General features: G+C 36.3%; 11 protein-coding genes. 2 read left to right on the plus strand and 9 right to left on the minus strand.

Annotation, left to right across the window (positions count from 1 at the left end; all coding sequences use genetic code 11):
* Nucleotides 1–446 precede the first annotated feature (446 nt).
* Nucleotides 447–692 (plus strand): hypothetical protein, encoded by a 246-nt coding sequence (locus CGC58_RS02255; protein WP_018278964.1) that lies wholly within the window; start codon nucleotides 447–449, stop codon nucleotides 690–692.
* Between the two features lie 137 nt (nucleotides 693–829).
* Here CGC58_RS02255 and CGC58_RS02260 read toward each other — a convergent pair whose 3' ends face one another.
* From CGC58_RS02260 to CGC58_RS02275, 4 genes are all read right to left on the minus strand, one after another.
* Nucleotides 830–1,525, minus strand: a complete 696-nt coding sequence (locus CGC58_RS02260; protein ID WP_095894938.1) for a metal-dependent hydrolase — start codon at nucleotides 1,523–1,525, stop codon at nucleotides 830–832.
* 48 nt (nucleotides 1,526–1,573) lie between these two features.
* A complete protein-coding gene (locus CGC58_RS02265; RefSeq protein WP_095894939.1) occupies nucleotides 1,574–1,900 on the minus strand; it encodes a DMT family transporter in 327 nt (108 codons plus the stop codon).
* 206 nt (nucleotides 1,901–2,106) lie between these two features.
* The gene (locus CGC58_RS02270; RefSeq protein ID WP_095894940.1) at nucleotides 2,107–4,029 is read right to left on the minus strand and encodes a SusD/RagB family nutrient-binding outer membrane lipoprotein; all 1,923 of its coding nucleotides are present in this window, start codon (nucleotides 4,027–4,029) and stop codon (nucleotides 2,107–2,109) included.
* A gap of 18 nt (nucleotides 4,030–4,047) precedes the next feature.
* Nucleotides 4,048–7,170 (minus strand): SusC/RagA family TonB-linked outer membrane protein, encoded by a 3,123-nt coding sequence (locus tag CGC58_RS02275; RefSeq protein ID WP_095894941.1) that lies wholly within the window; start codon nucleotides 7,168–7,170, stop codon nucleotides 4,048–4,050.
* 215 nt (nucleotides 7,171–7,385) lie between these two features.
* On the opposite strand from CGC58_RS02275, the gene CGC58_RS02280 reads away from it, so the two are divergent.
* Nucleotides 7,386–7,964 carry a porin family protein gene (locus tag CGC58_RS02280; protein WP_095894942.1) on the plus strand — a complete coding sequence of 193 codons (579 nt, stop codon included), beginning with the start codon at nucleotides 7,386–7,388 and terminating at the stop codon, nucleotides 7,962–7,964.
* A gap of 110 nt (nucleotides 7,965–8,074) precedes the next feature.
* Here the strand turns inward: CGC58_RS02280 and CGC58_RS02285 are convergent, their stop codons facing one another.
* The 5 genes from CGC58_RS02285 to CGC58_RS02305 form a co-directional block, all read right to left on the minus strand.
* On the minus strand, nucleotides 8,075–11,203 hold the full coding sequence (locus CGC58_RS02285; protein WP_095894943.1) for an efflux RND transporter permease subunit: 3,129 nt from the start codon (nucleotides 11,201–11,203) through the stop codon (nucleotides 8,075–8,077).
* A 130-nt stretch (nucleotides 11,204–11,333) separates the two neighbouring features.
* A complete protein-coding gene (locus tag CGC58_RS02290) occupies nucleotides 11,334–12,104 on the minus strand; it encodes a DUF6261 family protein (RefSeq protein WP_157909178.1) in 771 nt (256 codons plus the stop codon).
* A 370-nt stretch (nucleotides 12,105–12,474) separates the two neighbouring features.
* Nucleotides 12,475–13,866, minus strand: a complete 1,392-nt coding sequence (locus CGC58_RS02295; RefSeq protein ID WP_095894945.1) for an efflux transporter outer membrane subunit — start codon at nucleotides 13,864–13,866, stop codon at nucleotides 12,475–12,477.
* A gap of 467 nt (nucleotides 13,867–14,333) precedes the next feature.
* Complete coding sequence (locus CGC58_RS02300; RefSeq protein ID WP_095894946.1) at nucleotides 14,334–15,431, minus strand: efflux RND transporter periplasmic adaptor subunit; 1,098 nt, start codon at nucleotides 15,429–15,431, stop codon at nucleotides 14,334–14,336.
* Between the two features lie 99 nt (nucleotides 15,432–15,530).
* The gene (locus CGC58_RS02305) at nucleotides 15,531–15,986 is read right to left on the minus strand and encodes a GbsR/MarR family transcriptional regulator (RefSeq protein ID WP_095894947.1); all 456 of its coding nucleotides are present in this window, start codon (nucleotides 15,984–15,986) and stop codon (nucleotides 15,531–15,533) included.
* Nucleotides 15,987–16,183: the final 197 nt, after the last annotated feature.

The following is a 16,183-nucleotide window of genomic DNA, read 5'->3' on the forward strand; positions in this document are numbered from 1 at the left end:
CTAAGCAATGCCTTTTTTAATTTGGCGATGTAAAAGTAAAAAAAAAACTTGAAATAAAAAATCAAATTCACATTTTTTTTATCCCAAAAATGAAAATTTAATACTTACGTAACATTACAAGACAAAACTAATTGTAATTCTGATTAGTATGTTTTGGTCAAATTTACAGAACAACAAAAACAATAATCGAAATACAAAAATTGTTCTGTTTTCCGTATTTTTTAAAAACAATTCTCCTAAAGTTAGTCGTCAAAAGCCAAAATCTATTGTACAGACTTATTTCGCACCTAATTTATTAATTTATTCCTATTTCAAATAACTCAACAATAGAGTTAATCTAAATATATATAATTCATTTTCAGTTATTTAAATTGTTTCTAAGTGTTTCTACTCTTACCTTTGCAACGTAAAATAAATGAATTATTAATTAAAAAAAATATACGATTATGGCTATCAGATTAACAAGCGGTTGCGTAAACTGCCAAAATTTAGAAAAAGACAATATTTGCAGCGTTCACAAAACAAAAGTAGAAGCGAAATACACTTGTGACAGTTTTGATATGACTGTTGCTGCAAAAGAGGCTATCAGTTGCGGAACTTGTGTTCGTTTTAAAACTGATAAATGTGCTCACCCTCAAAAAGCCAGCTCAGAAATGCTTTGCTCTTCTTGGGCACCAGAGGCAAAGGCTTAATGGTTTTTAGTTATAAAATTTTTTAGTTTAATTTTTTATCGGTAAGTGACTTTTCATTTACCGATTTTTCTTTTCACAAAAAAACAAAAAAGAATGGATAAGTTTTTATCCATTCTTTTTAAATTATTTTTCAACTTTTAGTTAAGATTTACAACGTCAATCGTGTTTCCGATTGGTAATAAATGTAACTTACGGTGTGAATCTGCAAACTTTTGTTTTGAAAATTCTTTATCTACCTTAATAACGTCAAAAGTATCGTAATGAACTCCTAATGTGTGATATGAATCAACAAATTTCGCAGCCAATAACGCATCTTGAACGCCCATAGTGTAATTATCGCCTATCGGAAGAATTGCCAAATCTACCTTATATTGGTACGGAATGAGCTTCATATCCAAAGACAAGGCCGTATCTCCTGAAATATATATCGTAATGTTTTTACTGCTTATAAGAAATCCCGCCGGATTTCCGCCATATTTTCCATCAGCAAAGGCAGATGAATGCTCAGCTTTGGTCATTTTGATTTCTACTTCTGCGTTTTCAAATCGTTGCGTTCCTCCGATATTCATTTCGTATCCGTCCAATCCCAACTCTCTGTAATGTGCCATTATTTCAGGATTGGTAACAAGCTTTGCTCCAGTATTTTTAGCAATAACCTCAGCATCTAAAATATGGTCTAAATGAGCGTGCGTGAGCAGAATATAATCCGCCTTTACGGATTTGATATCAATGTGTTTCGCCAGCGGATTGCCCGAAATGAACGGGTCAACAAGGAAATATTTTCCTCCAATTTCGATATTGACACAGGCGTGCCCTAAATAGGTTACTTTCATAATTATATCTTTTTATTTTAGTCACAAATTTAAAAAATATTCATCAAATTAATTAGAGACAGCTTTCAGCCCAATGATAGAACCGATAAGTGTTGTGATGAAAAACAATCTCCAAAAAGTAGCCGGTTCTTTGAAAATGAATATTCCTACCAAAACAGTTCCTACCGCACCAATGCCCGTCCATACAGCGTAAGCCGTTCCCAATGGAAGATGTTGCGATGCTTTCATTAGCAAAGTCATACTTATTATCGTACAAATAACAAATCCGCTGTACCAAAAATATGTTTCTGTTCCGATGCTTCCTTTTGCTTTTCCCAAACAGAAAGTAAACGCCACCTCAAACAACCCAGCAATAACAAGAAGTATCCAATTCATTCCGCTTAATTATATTTTGAAGATAATCACACCTTTTTTAAGTTTGATTTACATCCAATATTACTTTTTATCTCAATGCAAATATAACTTAAGTATGTCGAATATGCAAAAAACATTTCTAAAGTCTTTTTCCTTATGTTTTAAATACAAAAAAAACAGAATACCCAAAAGCATTCTGTTTTTATTTTTAATGATTGTTAGCAACCTTATTTTTTCTTAGCCCACCAAAGAGGTGTATGAACTTCATCTTCTCCTCCTAAAAGTTGTACAGCTTGTTTGTATCCATCTGGAACATTGCTTTTTAGAGTGCTTGGATATTGTAATCGTTGTGGGAAGAACTCTACCTTGCTTTCCATATAATTGGCATCAGTAAGGGAAGGAACTCCTACCAACGGATTTTCAATAGCAGGATTATCAAAGAAAGGAAGCCCCAAACGACGATGATCACTCCATCCTTCCAAAGGTAACCAAGGTACTTGTGCAATGAATTTCTGTGTGATGATTTTAGTTAGAGCATCATTGCGTACACTTCCATTTTTGTACAAATGATTTACAGGATATTGATATGTAGTTGTTTGCTCAGCATTGGTATAACCATCTTTGTATTTCATTGCAACAGAAGTAGGTTCGGTATTATGTGACCATTTAACCGAAGTACCTATACGGTTGTAATCTTCTGAAGCTATGTAAGTTGAATAATATGAAGCAAGTCCCCAATAATCGAAACTCATTTTGATTCCTTTTTCGTACGCTTCTTGTGCGGTCATTGGCACGTTCCAACCTCTTACGGCAGCTTCAGCAATTAGGAAATAAGACTCCCACGCCCCGAAAAATAAACGTTTTGCGGTACTGTTTCTCAGATTGTTTCTCAAACGAGGTGTCATTGCCGGCCAGCTATAAACTTGGTTAAGACTTCCTTTTGCACCCCAACTTCCTAAAGATTGAGCGTTCCAAGTAAAAACCGCATCAATTTCCACTAAGTCCTCCTTATCATCTTTTTTCAATTTTCTCTTAGTATCAGTCACTTGAGAAGTAGCCCAAGAAGGATATAGATTAAATTGCTCATTTTGAACATCTCCCGGAATAGGATAAAGTGCATAAGCACGAGGGTCGATAGCATCTGGCAATCCGTCAAACCAATATCCAGCCATAGGATTGTTTGTTTTAGTTGCTATGTGATTTTCATAACGAACTCCTAACCAATCTGCCGGTTTTATATTTGAGATGATAGAATCTTTCTTTCCAGCAAGTTGAACAGAAGATTTTACGCCTCCCAACCCTACATATAAGTTATTTAATGTAGGAGAAAGATACTGCATATTCCATTCGCGTGACATTACTCCTGTTAAATCATCCCAGCCTGGTTTTTCTTGCACCTCAAAATCACCACTTAACTCGGCAATGTATCCTGCATTTACCGCTTCTTCAAAATGGCTTTGTGCCACAGATGGAGCAACCTCTGACAGACGCATCGCCAAACGCATACGTAATGAACTTCCGTAATTTTTCCATTTCGAAAAATCATATCCGTAAGCAAGGTCAAGTTTAGCTACTTTACTTGGTACTTTCCCTACACTTAAATCCATTTTTGAGGTTGCATCTTTCAATTCTGAAAGCATATAGTTATAAACTTCCTCAACGCTATTGTATTTTGGATTCTCATCGTGAAACCCATTGATAGGCATCGGTCCAAAATTATCAGCACCTTCGCTTAATAGGTAAACTCTCCAAATTCGGGCAACTTGTAGCAAATTATTGTAATAATTTTCGCTAAATCCCAAACTTGTTTTCTCCTCATATACCTTTATGGCTGTGTTAATATCTGTAAGCCACTTTGCCAAAGCGTTGTAATAGTCAGTACTCCATCCGTCATCGGCTACACCTGCTGGCAGAGTGTTAATTCTGTCCATTCTCCCTGCGGCTTTCCAATACAGAACGAAAACCCTTTCGGCTACGTGCGGATTTTGTTGTGCTCCTAAAACAGAATTATTGATAAAATATTCTATCTGAACTTGTTCAACATTAGTTGACACGTTAGGATTCACATTAATTTCATCAAAATTACCACAAGAGAATAATGCCAATGCCGATGCTAATATTCCTGTTTTGATATATTTACTATTTTTCATTTTTTTATACTTTAGAGGTTAGAAACTTATCGTTAAGTTGAAATAATAAGAACGCATTGTTGGTGCTGAAAAATATTCAAAACCAACTGCATTACTTCCTGTAGCATAAACTGATTCGGGGTCAACACCGTTCAAATGGCTTTTTAGCATCACTACGTTATTCATAGAAAATCCTACTTTTGCATTCTGAGCTCTGAAAGCTTTCGCCCAAGAATCCGGTAATTTGTAATTCAATTGAATATTTCTGATACGAACATTCGTGGCGTCATACAAGTTATCCTCTGTAATCCCTAAATTTCGATTGGATTTTCCTGCTAAAGTTGTCCAGAAAATTTGCGGAGAAACAGCTTTGGTATTTTCTGCGTATCCTCCCTGACCATCCGATACAACTCCGTTGTAAATAATATCAGCTCTATCACCATTAACTACAGTGACATCTGAACGACCGCTTGCTTTCAAACCATAATTAGTTCCTGAGAATATTTTACCTCCAAAGCGTCCGTCAATTAAAACACTTAAACTTAAGTTCTTGTACGTAAACGTATTGGTAAACCCAACCATAACATCAGGTTGCTGATTTCCTAAGTAAAAACTTCCTTCTGCTGCTTCAGGAATACCGTTGGCATCAACAATAATTCTGCCATAATGCGGACTTGCAGTATCTTCAACGCGAGAGAATTTACTTCCGTAAATAGCTCCATAACGTTCTCCCGTAGAAGCCAATATTTTAACATTTTCAAATCCTCCTAAGGCATATTGCGTAATTCCTTCTGTAAGTTCATTAACTGTATTTATGTTTTTAGAAACGTTCAAATTCATATCCCACATAAAGTTCTCATTTCGAATAGGTTGCCCTGTAAGCATCAACTCAAAACCTTTATTTTCAATATCTCCTGCATTTATCTTTTTGGCAGTACGCCCGCTCATTGAATTCAAAGGAATGTTCAATAATTGATTCGTAGCATTTGATTTATAGAAAGATAAATCCACTCCCACACGATTGTTAAACATTTTGGTTTCCAACCCTACTTCCCAAGATTTAATCAACTCATTTTTTACATTAGGATTGAAAAGAACTGAATTGGTACTACCTGTTGTATTTCCGTTAGGGTCTGAACCTATTACGTAGTAATTGTACAACTGATATGGTCCCATATCATTACCAACTGCTGCATATGAAGCTCTGATTTTTCCGTAATCAAACCAAGAAGGTTTTGCTGAAAATTCTTTATCTAACAATTCTGTAAATACTACGGAAGCACTTACTGACGGATAGAAAAACGAACGATTTGCTTTGCTCAAGGTTGAAGACCAGTCATTTCTTCCTGTGAAATCCAAATAAGCATAACTATCGTAACTTATTTGATAAGTTCCATAGAATGAGTTAATCTTATGTTGTTTATAATCTTGACTTACAGAAGGCGTGCCAACGGAATTATTCACTGAAAACAGATTTGGCACTTCCAATTCTCCAACCGTGATGCCCATACCTGTATGCTTACGGCTCATCAAGTTACCCCCAAATGTAGCTGCCATTCCCACTTTTCCGAATAAGTTACTTTTATTGGCACTTAACAAGAAACTCATATTGGTTTCATTAAAGGTATTTTTCCCGATGCTATATCTTCCTGTGGCTGTCAAAGGTCCTTTTCCGTAAGTTTTGTTTTCCAAGTTAGTTGTGTACAAATCTGTTCCAACTTTCACTTCTGCATTTAACCAATCGGTAAATTCGTATTTTACAGAACCATTAAGCAAGAAACGGTCACGAGAATCGCTATTCAAATTATATTTAGTTGCCCAATAAGGATTTAAACCATCTTTTGGATGAAACCAAATATGATATCCGTTGGAATTAATTCCTGAACTAAACTCCGAAACATCAACAGTGGAAGGAAGATTAATCAATGTTGAAAAAGGATTATCTTTTCGGCTACCATTAATAGGACGGTTATTCACCTTAGAATTAATGTACTGAACTTTGAAATCTGTCGTCCATTTGTTATCTTTCCCAAATCGAGATACTGCTCTTGTTATCAAATTCAAACGCTCCAACGTAGAACCGGGAATGGTACTTTCATTATCCACGTGTGTTAAAGAAGTGTATAAAGAAGTTCCGTTTTTTAATTGTTGTTGAAACGACACAGAATGCTGAATATCAATTCCCGTATTTAAGAATGAATTAACATTGTCGTACGAACGTAGAGGTATTTTTTTCTTATCCCAATTCGTAATTGTTTGTCCTTCAATTTTTGGTCCCCAGCTGGAGAAAGAAATCGGGTCATAAACTCCATCTTCTCCCTGACCGAAAATATCCTGAACATTAGGTCTCATAAAAACATTTTCAAAACCTACGGAAGAAGAATATGTGATTCCCAATCCTTCGCGTGCTTTACCCGTTTTTGTGGTAATAAGAATAACCCCGTTACCAGCACGAGAGCCGTACAAAGCAGCCGCAGCAGGACCTTTTAACACCGACATACTTTCGATATCATTCGGATTCAAATCTCCCAATCCATTTCCCATATCATTGGAAGGATTCCAAAAATCATTGTTGGAAGCTCCCGTGAAATTGTCCATCGGAACTCCGTCCACAACTACCAAAGGCTGATTATCACCTGTTAAAGAATTATTCCCACGAAGCACAATTTTGGAAGAACCCGCAGGGCCGTTACTTCCTCTAACAATCTGTAATCCGGCTACTTTCCCTGAAAAAGCATTTGCTATGTTAGCTTCCCTTGCCTCCACTAAAGCCTCTCCTTTAACTTCTTGTAAGGCATATCCTAAAGATTTCTTTTCACGCTTAATCCCCAATGCTGTAACAACAACTTCACCGAGTTGCTCAGCCTGTTCTTTCATTACAACGTTAATTTTCAGAGAATTACCACCACCTGTAACTTTTTTGGTTTGAGTTGTAAATCCAATGTAAGAAAACTCAAGAACGCCACCTTCATTAACTTGTAAAGTATAGTTCCCGTCAAAATCAGTAGAAGTCCCCTTCTTCGTTCCTTGTATTAGAACGCTCACACCAGGTAGCGGACTACCTGCCTCATCTGTAACAGTTCCTGTTACGGTCTTTACTTGTGCAAAGAGAGGAAAACTCGCTATAAAAAGCACAAGTAAGCATAAAACTCTCCTGTTCATACTTTATCGTTTATTAAGTTAATACTCAAAAAAAGTCCTACAAAAGTACAAGATAATATTGTTTTATAAAAGTTTTATATTAAAATTTTATTTTTTTATGATAAAAATCAGTTTTTGAAGCTTCTCAAAAGTTATTTTCTTTCCGAAAGTAATATAATTTATAGTTTGGTACGGTTATTGCCCTATTATTTTCGGAAATTTAAAATTTACAGAATATGAAAAAGACGTTCTTAACATTTTCGGTGATTCTCACGCTGTTATTTTCCGTGAGTGCTTATTCACAACTTAACATTGGTGTAAAAGCTGGTGCTAATTTGGGAAAAATTGATGGTGTTGCCTACAAAGACAATTTCAAATTAGGTTACCAATTGGGTGGTTTTGTGAGTGTTGGGCTTCTTGATAAGTTAGCAATACAAGGTGAAGTTCTATTTGACCAAACAAATACTACCATTGAAGATTCTTACGCTTCAATTTGGAATGACAAATTCGATAAAGGGAAAAAGCTGAACTATTTAAACGTTCCTGTTTTACTCAAATTCAATCAAAACGGATTTATTTCGTTACTTGCAGGTCCTCAGTTCAGTATCTTGACCAATCGCGGTGATAATTTATGGCAAAACGGAGAAAAACTTTTTAAAAGCTCCGATTTTTCGTTCCTTGCAGGAGCAGAAATAAACCTAAGCCCCTTCTTTGTTTACGGACGCTATGTTTGGGGCTTCTATGATATTAGCGATTTTTTAAAAGAAAAGGCTAAAACGCAACAAATTCAGGTTGGAGTCGGATTGAAATTCTAATCGGTTATCTATAATTGGTAAAATCCCAGTAATGAGCTCATTACTGGGATTTCTGTTTGAAGTAATTTAGCATTTGCAATTATTCAGAAGAATAAAAGCTATATCAAATTCTACATTCTTACCTTTCTTCCTACGAATCGCTCTTGTAAATGCTGGAAAATCACGAATAAAACCGGAATAACTATCAATCCTAAGAACGTTCCTATAAGTAATCCGCTTACAGCTCCCGTTGCCACAGAACGATTCCCTGCCGCACCAATTCCTGAGGCAAATACCAATGGCAATAGCCCTACAATAAAGGCAAATGAGGTCATCAAAATAGGTCGCAAACGTGCCATTGCTGCATTGATAGCTGAACGCGACAGGCTCTCCCCGTGGTGTCGGCGTTGTTCGGCAAACTCAATAATCAAGATAGCATTCTTAGCCAACAATCCAACTAACATAATGAGCGAAATCTGAAAATAAATGTTATTTTCCAAGCCAAATAACCATTGTCCCAGATAAGCTCCCATTATCCCAAAAGGTAGCGAGCAGATTACCCCCAAAGGAAGGATATAACTTTCATATTGTGCTGAAAGAATAAAATAAGTAAATATCAAGCTAAGTACAAAAATGATAGCTGTCTGCGAGCCAGAACCTTGTTCTTCACGTGTAATTCCTGTATAATCAATGCTATAATTTGCCCCAAGACTTTCAGCTGCTACTTCCTCAATGGCACGTAAGGCATCACCTGTACTGTATCCTTCGGCATTAGCTCCTGAAAGATTTACAGAAGTAAAAAGATTATAACGATTCAAGCTCTGAGGACCGAAAGCCCTTTCCAACGTTACAAATTGTGAAATCGGAGTCATTTCACCTGATGCTGTTTTCACCATCAAGCCATTTAAGTTATTTATATCCTTTCTATCATCGGGAAGTGCCTGAACCATCACACGAAATTGCTTCCCGTACTTAGTAAAATCAGTAGCATACACACCTCCTATATAGCTTTGAAGAGAATGCAAAATAGTACTTACATTTACTCCCGACTGTACTGCACGCTCTACATTTAACGTCATCTGATATTGCGGATAATTCGCATTGAAAGAAGTTTGCACATATTGTATTTCAGGTCGTTGCATTAGCTTTCCGATAAACTCCTGTGATACTCGCTCCAAATCTTTAATCTCTCCTCCTGCCCTATCAAGAAGTACTATTGAGAATCCTGAACTCATACCAAAGCCAGGAACTGCTGGTGGTTGAAAAAAGATAACGCGAGCCTCTGGAATATCTGAAACTGCTTTGAAAGCCTGCATTGTAATAGCTTGTATGGATTGATTGGGGTCTGACAGACGTTCTTCAAAAGGCTTCAAACGTAAAAAACCCATACCATAATTACTCCCCGCACCAGAAATAAAACTTCTACCTGTAATAGCTGTTACGGAACTTACCCCTGGTATCTTTCTCAGTTTTTGTTGTGCTTCTTCCATTACAGCTGCTGTACGCTCCATTGAAGCTCCTGGTATCAATTGAGCATCTATAAATAACAATCCATTATCTTCCGTAGGTACAAAACCTGATTTCATCTGACTGTTAGCCACATAAAACCCTACACCAGCTAAGGCAAATAATACCAAAGTTACCCACTTATGACGTAAAAAGAAGGTAAACGTTTTTCCATATCGTTTGGTAGCAGCATCGAAAGCAATATTGAATTTATGAAAGAATTTCTGCAAGAAGGATTTGTTGGCATATTCCTTATGTGAGTGGGGTTTTAGGAATAATGCACATAGCACAGGACTAAGTGTAAGGGCATTCACCGCTGAAATAGCAATAGCTACAATAAGTGTTATCCCAAATTGCTTATAAAATACACCCGTTGTTCCACCTATAAAGGTTACAGGAATGAATACTGCTGCCATTACCAGAGTTACAGAAATGATTGCTCCTGAAATCTCGTGCATTGCCTCGATAGTTGCATTTCTTGCTTTATCTCCTGTGCGTTCCATTTTAGCGTGAACAGCCTCCACCACGATAATCGCATCGTCCACCACAATACCAATAGCAAGCACCAAGGCAAAAAGTGTAAGCATATTAATTGAATAACCAAACAAATTCAAGAAGAAAAACGTACCTACAATAGATACTGGCACTGCAATAGCAGGAATAAGCGTAGAACGGAAATCCTGCAAGAAGATATAAACTACTAAAAACACTAATAAGAAGGCTTCTAAAAGTGTAGTAAGTACCTTTGATATGGAGGCTTCCAAGAACTCATTGGTATCATAATTAATCGTATAGCTTATCCCTTCGGGAAATGTAGGTTGTGCCTTTTCCAAGTATGACTTAATATCATTAATAATATCCTGTGCATTGGAGCCTGGCGTTTGGAAAATACCCATAGACACTGCTGGATTTCCATTATTCTTAGCAAATCCAGTATAGGAAAGAGCTCCTAACTCTATCTTTGCTACATCTTTCAATCGCAGAATTCTACCTCCATCTATCGCTTTGATGACAATATTTTCATACTCAGTTACTTCATTGAACTTACCTTTATATTTGATGGTATATTCATAGATGCTTCCGCTGTTTTGCCCCAATGTACCTGCTGCGGCTTCTCTACTCTGGCTGGTGATAGCTGAGGTAACTTCGGACGGATTTAGTTTATAGGCTGAAAGTTTCTGAGGATTGAGCCATATTCGCATAGAATAATCCTTCGCTCCGAATACTGATGCATCACCTACTCCATTAATACGCTTAATGGCAGGAACTACGTTAATATTCATATAGTTCTGGATAAAGATATCATTCAGCTCTGGATTTTCTGAATAGAAAGTTAGGAACATCAATGCTCCTGAGTTTTGTTTTTGGGTGATAACTCCTGATTGCGTAACCTCCGAAGGTAATATAGCATTAGCTCGTGCAACCCTATTTTGCACATTTACCACTGCAATATCCGGATTAGTTCCCTGCTTAAAATATACAGAAATACTTGCAGAACCGCTATTGTTTGCCGTAGAGGTAATATAATCCATATTTTCTACCCCATTGATTTGTTCTTCAAGGGGAATTACCACCGATTTTAGCACCGTTTCTGCATTTGCACCCGTATAATTAGCCGAAACCGTTACCGTTACAGGGGCAATATCAGGATACTGCGATACAGGCAATGCTACTATTCCTAAAATACCTACAATAACTATCAAAATGGAAATAACCGTTGATAGTACAGGTCTGTCAATAAATTTTTTTATCATACTTTTTATTTGCTAATAGATATTATTTAATCTGTGTAAGCCCTTGACCTCTCTTGGACTTACACAGAATATTTTTGGCTTATTAATTTTATACATTTAACATATAAAATCAATATCTGCCTATAATACATCACGATACAGAAGGAACATTTTCTTCCTTAGTTGATATATTTTTGTTTGCTTTAAGCTGACCTAAACGCTGTTTGTATGCATTCATCGTATCTTCCATTAACTTACTGAGCAAGGTAATAAAATTTTTGCTTTCTTCTGATGGGTGTATTACATTATTAGAAAAAGCGAAGCGAACTAACTCCTTATATAAAACGTGAGCTTCTTTACGTACCTTTTTCACATTGATTAATGGTGTTGTAGCCTGTGTTTCAGCACGCACTCCCACCAATTCCTGATATCGGGTATTGGCTTGCTTTAAAGAAGCCACAGCGTGTGATACACTCAATGCATTCAAGTGCTTAGAGATTTCAGGCTTTTCCAAATCTTTAATCAATGCATCGATAGCTTGCGACTTTTGTCGAGTAGGTAAAGATTGTACTTTTGAGTAGCTTTTAAATTCATTAACAAGCACTTGTGATGCTTCTTTATGTGCTGCTAATGAGCTTTTTTTACCTAACTTAAAAGAAGAAAGCAAATAAGACAGCAATTCATTACGTTGCTTATCTAACACATTAATCTCCATTGACTCTTTGCTTGAACGACTTTGCCGAGAGGCTTCCGTAAGCAAATCCAATTTCGTTTGAATATCTGTAAATAACTCTTGACGTATGGATAACTTGTCCAAATTATCTACATCTATCAGTTTCACCACCCCTTTTATAAATTGGGCATACTCATCATTGTTTAACTTAACAAGATTTGGTAACGAAATATCCATTAATACGCTCATAACTTATTATTTTTAAAAATTAAACTTCATTTATATAATCTTATTTCAAATACAATTCATAAATAAATTATTCTATTTAATTGTTTCTAATCACTTTTATATATTGTACAATATATAAATACTTCAATACAATAGGTTTTATCATTTATAGTAACAATAAACTACACAATACTACAACTATTAATTTTTACACTCATAAAAAACACATCACTACACCAGATACAATTAATTAGAATTACAATAAAGACCTCAATACAACAATTTCAACAACACAAACCCACAATAAAGACCACAATACACTAACTATTTTTTTTAATGATTTCTTACGCAATATCAGTACCACTATTTCATAAATCAATACTATCTAAAATCATCGCCAGCCACCACCCAAAGCCTTATAAAGCACAATTCCATACTGCATTCTCATAAACTGAGCATTTGCAAGGGATAATTCAGCATTCAATCGATTAACTTCCGAAGTTATTACCTCCAAATAACTTGCCATTCCACTATTAAATAACTCTTTGGAATAGTCTGTCGCTTTTTGGTAAGACTCCATTTCTTTTTGTTTTATCTGTATAAACTCATCTTGTGAAGTAAAATTTTGCATTGCATCTGAAACTTCTTTCCCTGCGATGAGTAATGCTTTTTGAAATCCTAATAAAGCAATCTCTTTATTAATTCCGCTTACTTCATATTGTGTGCGTATCTGTCGGCGATTAAATAAAGGTTGTGTAAGCCCTGCAATGAAATTCGCAAATATAGACTTTACTGAAAACCATTGCTCAATATCAGTACTTGTAACCCCTGCACGAGCTGTAAGGGTCAATGACGGATAAAATCCTGCACGTGCTACATTATGCAGTTCAAAGGCATTGATAAGGTTATACTCTGCACGCTTTACATCGGGTCGGTTTTCAAGTAAACTAAGGGTATATCCTTGCTTGAAGTCAGTAGGGAACTGTTGTTCTTCCAGCTTTGTACGTTTAATGGCTTGTGGATTTTCTGCCAGTAGTACTGCTATGCTATTTTCTAATGCCCAGATAGCATTGTTTACAGTAATTAATTGTGATTGTGCATTGTATAAAAGTGCCTGAGTTTGTTGCACAGCTACTTCTGTGGTAATCCCTGCACCTTTAAGTGTCTGAGTAGTTTCCAAACTGGCTTTCCGTAGCTTGATGGTTTCCTGTAATATTTCACGTTGCTTATCATACATTAACAGTTGATAATAAGCTGTTGCCAGTGTAGCCACCACTTCGGACTGTACCGCCTGATGCACTGAAACGGAAGACAGATACGAGGCATAACTCGCCTTCTTTTGAGCGTTTAATTTTCCCCATATATCGGCTTCCCAAGAGGCATTTACTGTCAAATCCCATACGTTGTTATAGCTTCTTTCCGCCTGCAATGGATTTGCATTGAGTGAAGATGTGCTACGCGTATAGCTTGCTGATGTTGTAGCCGAAGGAAAGAAGGTACTCTTGCTTTGTTTTAAATAGGCTTGTGCCGAAGCGACATTCTGTAATGCCACTCTGATATCCAAATTTTCGGTCAAAGCCTTGCCGATATACTGCTGTAACACTTTATCGGTAAAAATATCCTTCCACGACACCACCGCCGAACTGAGGCTATCTGCTGAAACATTCTCAGTACGGAACAATTTGCTATCTACCAGCTGTGGTCGCTCATAGTTTTTTCGGGCAGCACACGATGTCAGCAGGACAGTAGCTATCGTAACTCCTATTATTTTAAATATATTCATTATTAAATTATTTTATACTGCAATTTTTTTTTATTTACATCTCCCTTGCCCCCTTCGAAGGGGGAATTTTTACTAAAAACAGTTTTAGAATACCTCTAAACTCCCCCTTTGAAAGGGACAGAGGTATGTCTTCTTCAAACTATATAAAAGCTCTTACTAAAAACAGCTCTATCAAATTCCTACATTCCCCCTTTGAAGGGGGCAGGGGGATGTCTTCTTCAAACTATATAAAAACTTTTACTAAAAACAGCCCTATCAAATTCTTACACTCCCCCTTTGAAAGGGACAGAGGTATGTCTTCTTCAAACTATATAAAAGCTCTTACTAAAAACAGCTCTATCAAATTCCTACATTCCCCCTTTGAAGGGAGCAGAGAAATGTTTTATACGTTAAATAAAAGAGCTTATTTCTATTTTAATTATAAGAAATTGTGCGTTGATTAACCTCTGTTATTTGTTCATTATCTTCTAAAAGATAGGTTGTATTTGCTTAACAATGCTATCCATTTGTACAGGTTGCGGTTTGATGACCATTCCTGAACGAAGCCCATTGATACCCTGCACTACGATAACTTCACCTTCTTTCAGTCCGCTTTCTACCACCATTGTATTAGCTGTTCGGTTGCGTACCTTCACTACTGACTGTTTTATGGTATCTTTTTCAACTTTATATACAAAGACCAATCCTTGTTGTTCAAAGGCAGCTACTTCTGGAATAATGATAGCCTCGCTGGAATGTTGCGGAATTTGTATAGTTCCACTATTTCCATTGGTTAATAAGCCATTAGGATTGGGGAAGGTAGCCCTGAATTGTATGCTCCCAGTAGAAGTATCGATTTGCCCTGTAACGGCTTGGACAGTGCCACTTTCAGGATATATAGCCCCGTTAGCTAAAATTAATTTTACCTTCGGAAAACTTTTGAGCTTCTCGGCTGTGGTTTTTCCTGGCACTTGTTCCAAAAAGGTAAGGTATTCTTTCTCGTTCATAGAGAAGTAGGCGTACACTTCCCCCACATCAGAAACGCTGGTAAGCATCGTATTTCCTGCCGTTACCAACGCTCCCTCTCTATGGCGTATCGCTCCTACTACCCCACTTACAGGAGCCTTTACCGTAGCAAAATTCATATTGGACATTACTTCGCTATAAGTGGCTTGGGCTTTTTGTAAATTTGCCTTAGCTGTTTCGAGCTGTACAGTACTTACAATGTTTTTTTCCACTAATGGAATGAGTTTGTTTACCTCTACTTGTGCTACTTCCACTGATGCTTTGGCAGCTTGTGCCGTTTGGTTAAGTGTTTGCGTCTCCAACCTGAAAAGAGGTTGCCCCTTGGTTACAAATTGCCCTTCATCAACTAAAACCTGAGTGATATAGCCTGTAACTTTTGCTTGTATGGTACTATTTACCTTACCTTCAATATTGGCAGGATATGAAAAATAGGACGTTGCCTGCCCTTGGCTAACCGTAATCACAGGATACGATTTTACACTCTGTGGTGCAGATTGTCGGTTTTCTTTACAAGCTATAAATAAACCAGCTACAATTACTGAAAATAATATTCTATTCATCTTTTTTTACATTTATATAAAGAATTGCTATTCAACTTTTAATAGAAAAATACCTAATATAATTTTGACTTTTTTACACTTTAAGTATTTAATAATTGATTATAACTCGGCTAAACTTTCTTTTAATATCCTTGTAATTTTGCGGGTTAATGCCATATGTACTTGAAGCGTGCTTAGTATTTCAGGGTTGGCTGTTTCCTTTTTAGAGAACAAATCAGCAAGTTTTTCAATTGTTTGCTGTTCAAATTCAAGCTTTTCTATTTCTGATTTTAATCTTTCTGGAAGATATCCTGAGTTTTGGGTAAAGTATCGCTTTCTGTCATTGAATTTATTGAACTCTATCACAAAACCTTTATCAATCAGAGTTCTTAAATTAAGCGAAATAGAGCCTTTACTCACTCCCAAAGCCTCTTGCAACTGCTCAAAAGTTACGCCTTTACCACTAAAATCAAACCTGAGATAAGTCAATATTTGTGCAGCAATAGGCGAAAGCCCCTTATTCGTGTACACATTTACCAACTGCTGAATTAAATTTTCGTCTATATTTTTTATCATAATTATATTCTTAACTTGGAGATACAAAAGTACACAAAAAGTTCAATCTATATTAAACAAATTAAACTTTTTGATTTCTTTAACTACACCATAACTTATTTTAGGTATAGTTTATTGATAAAAAGAGAGATGCGACAATGTAGTAATTAGTATATGGTGATAATGCTTGTAATCAGTAAGGATTTTATATCGAATAT

The organism is Capnocytophaga stomatis, from assembly GCF_002302635.1.
GTDB classification, from domain to species: domain Bacteria; phylum Bacteroidota; class Bacteroidia; order Flavobacteriales; family Flavobacteriaceae; genus Capnocytophaga; species Capnocytophaga stomatis.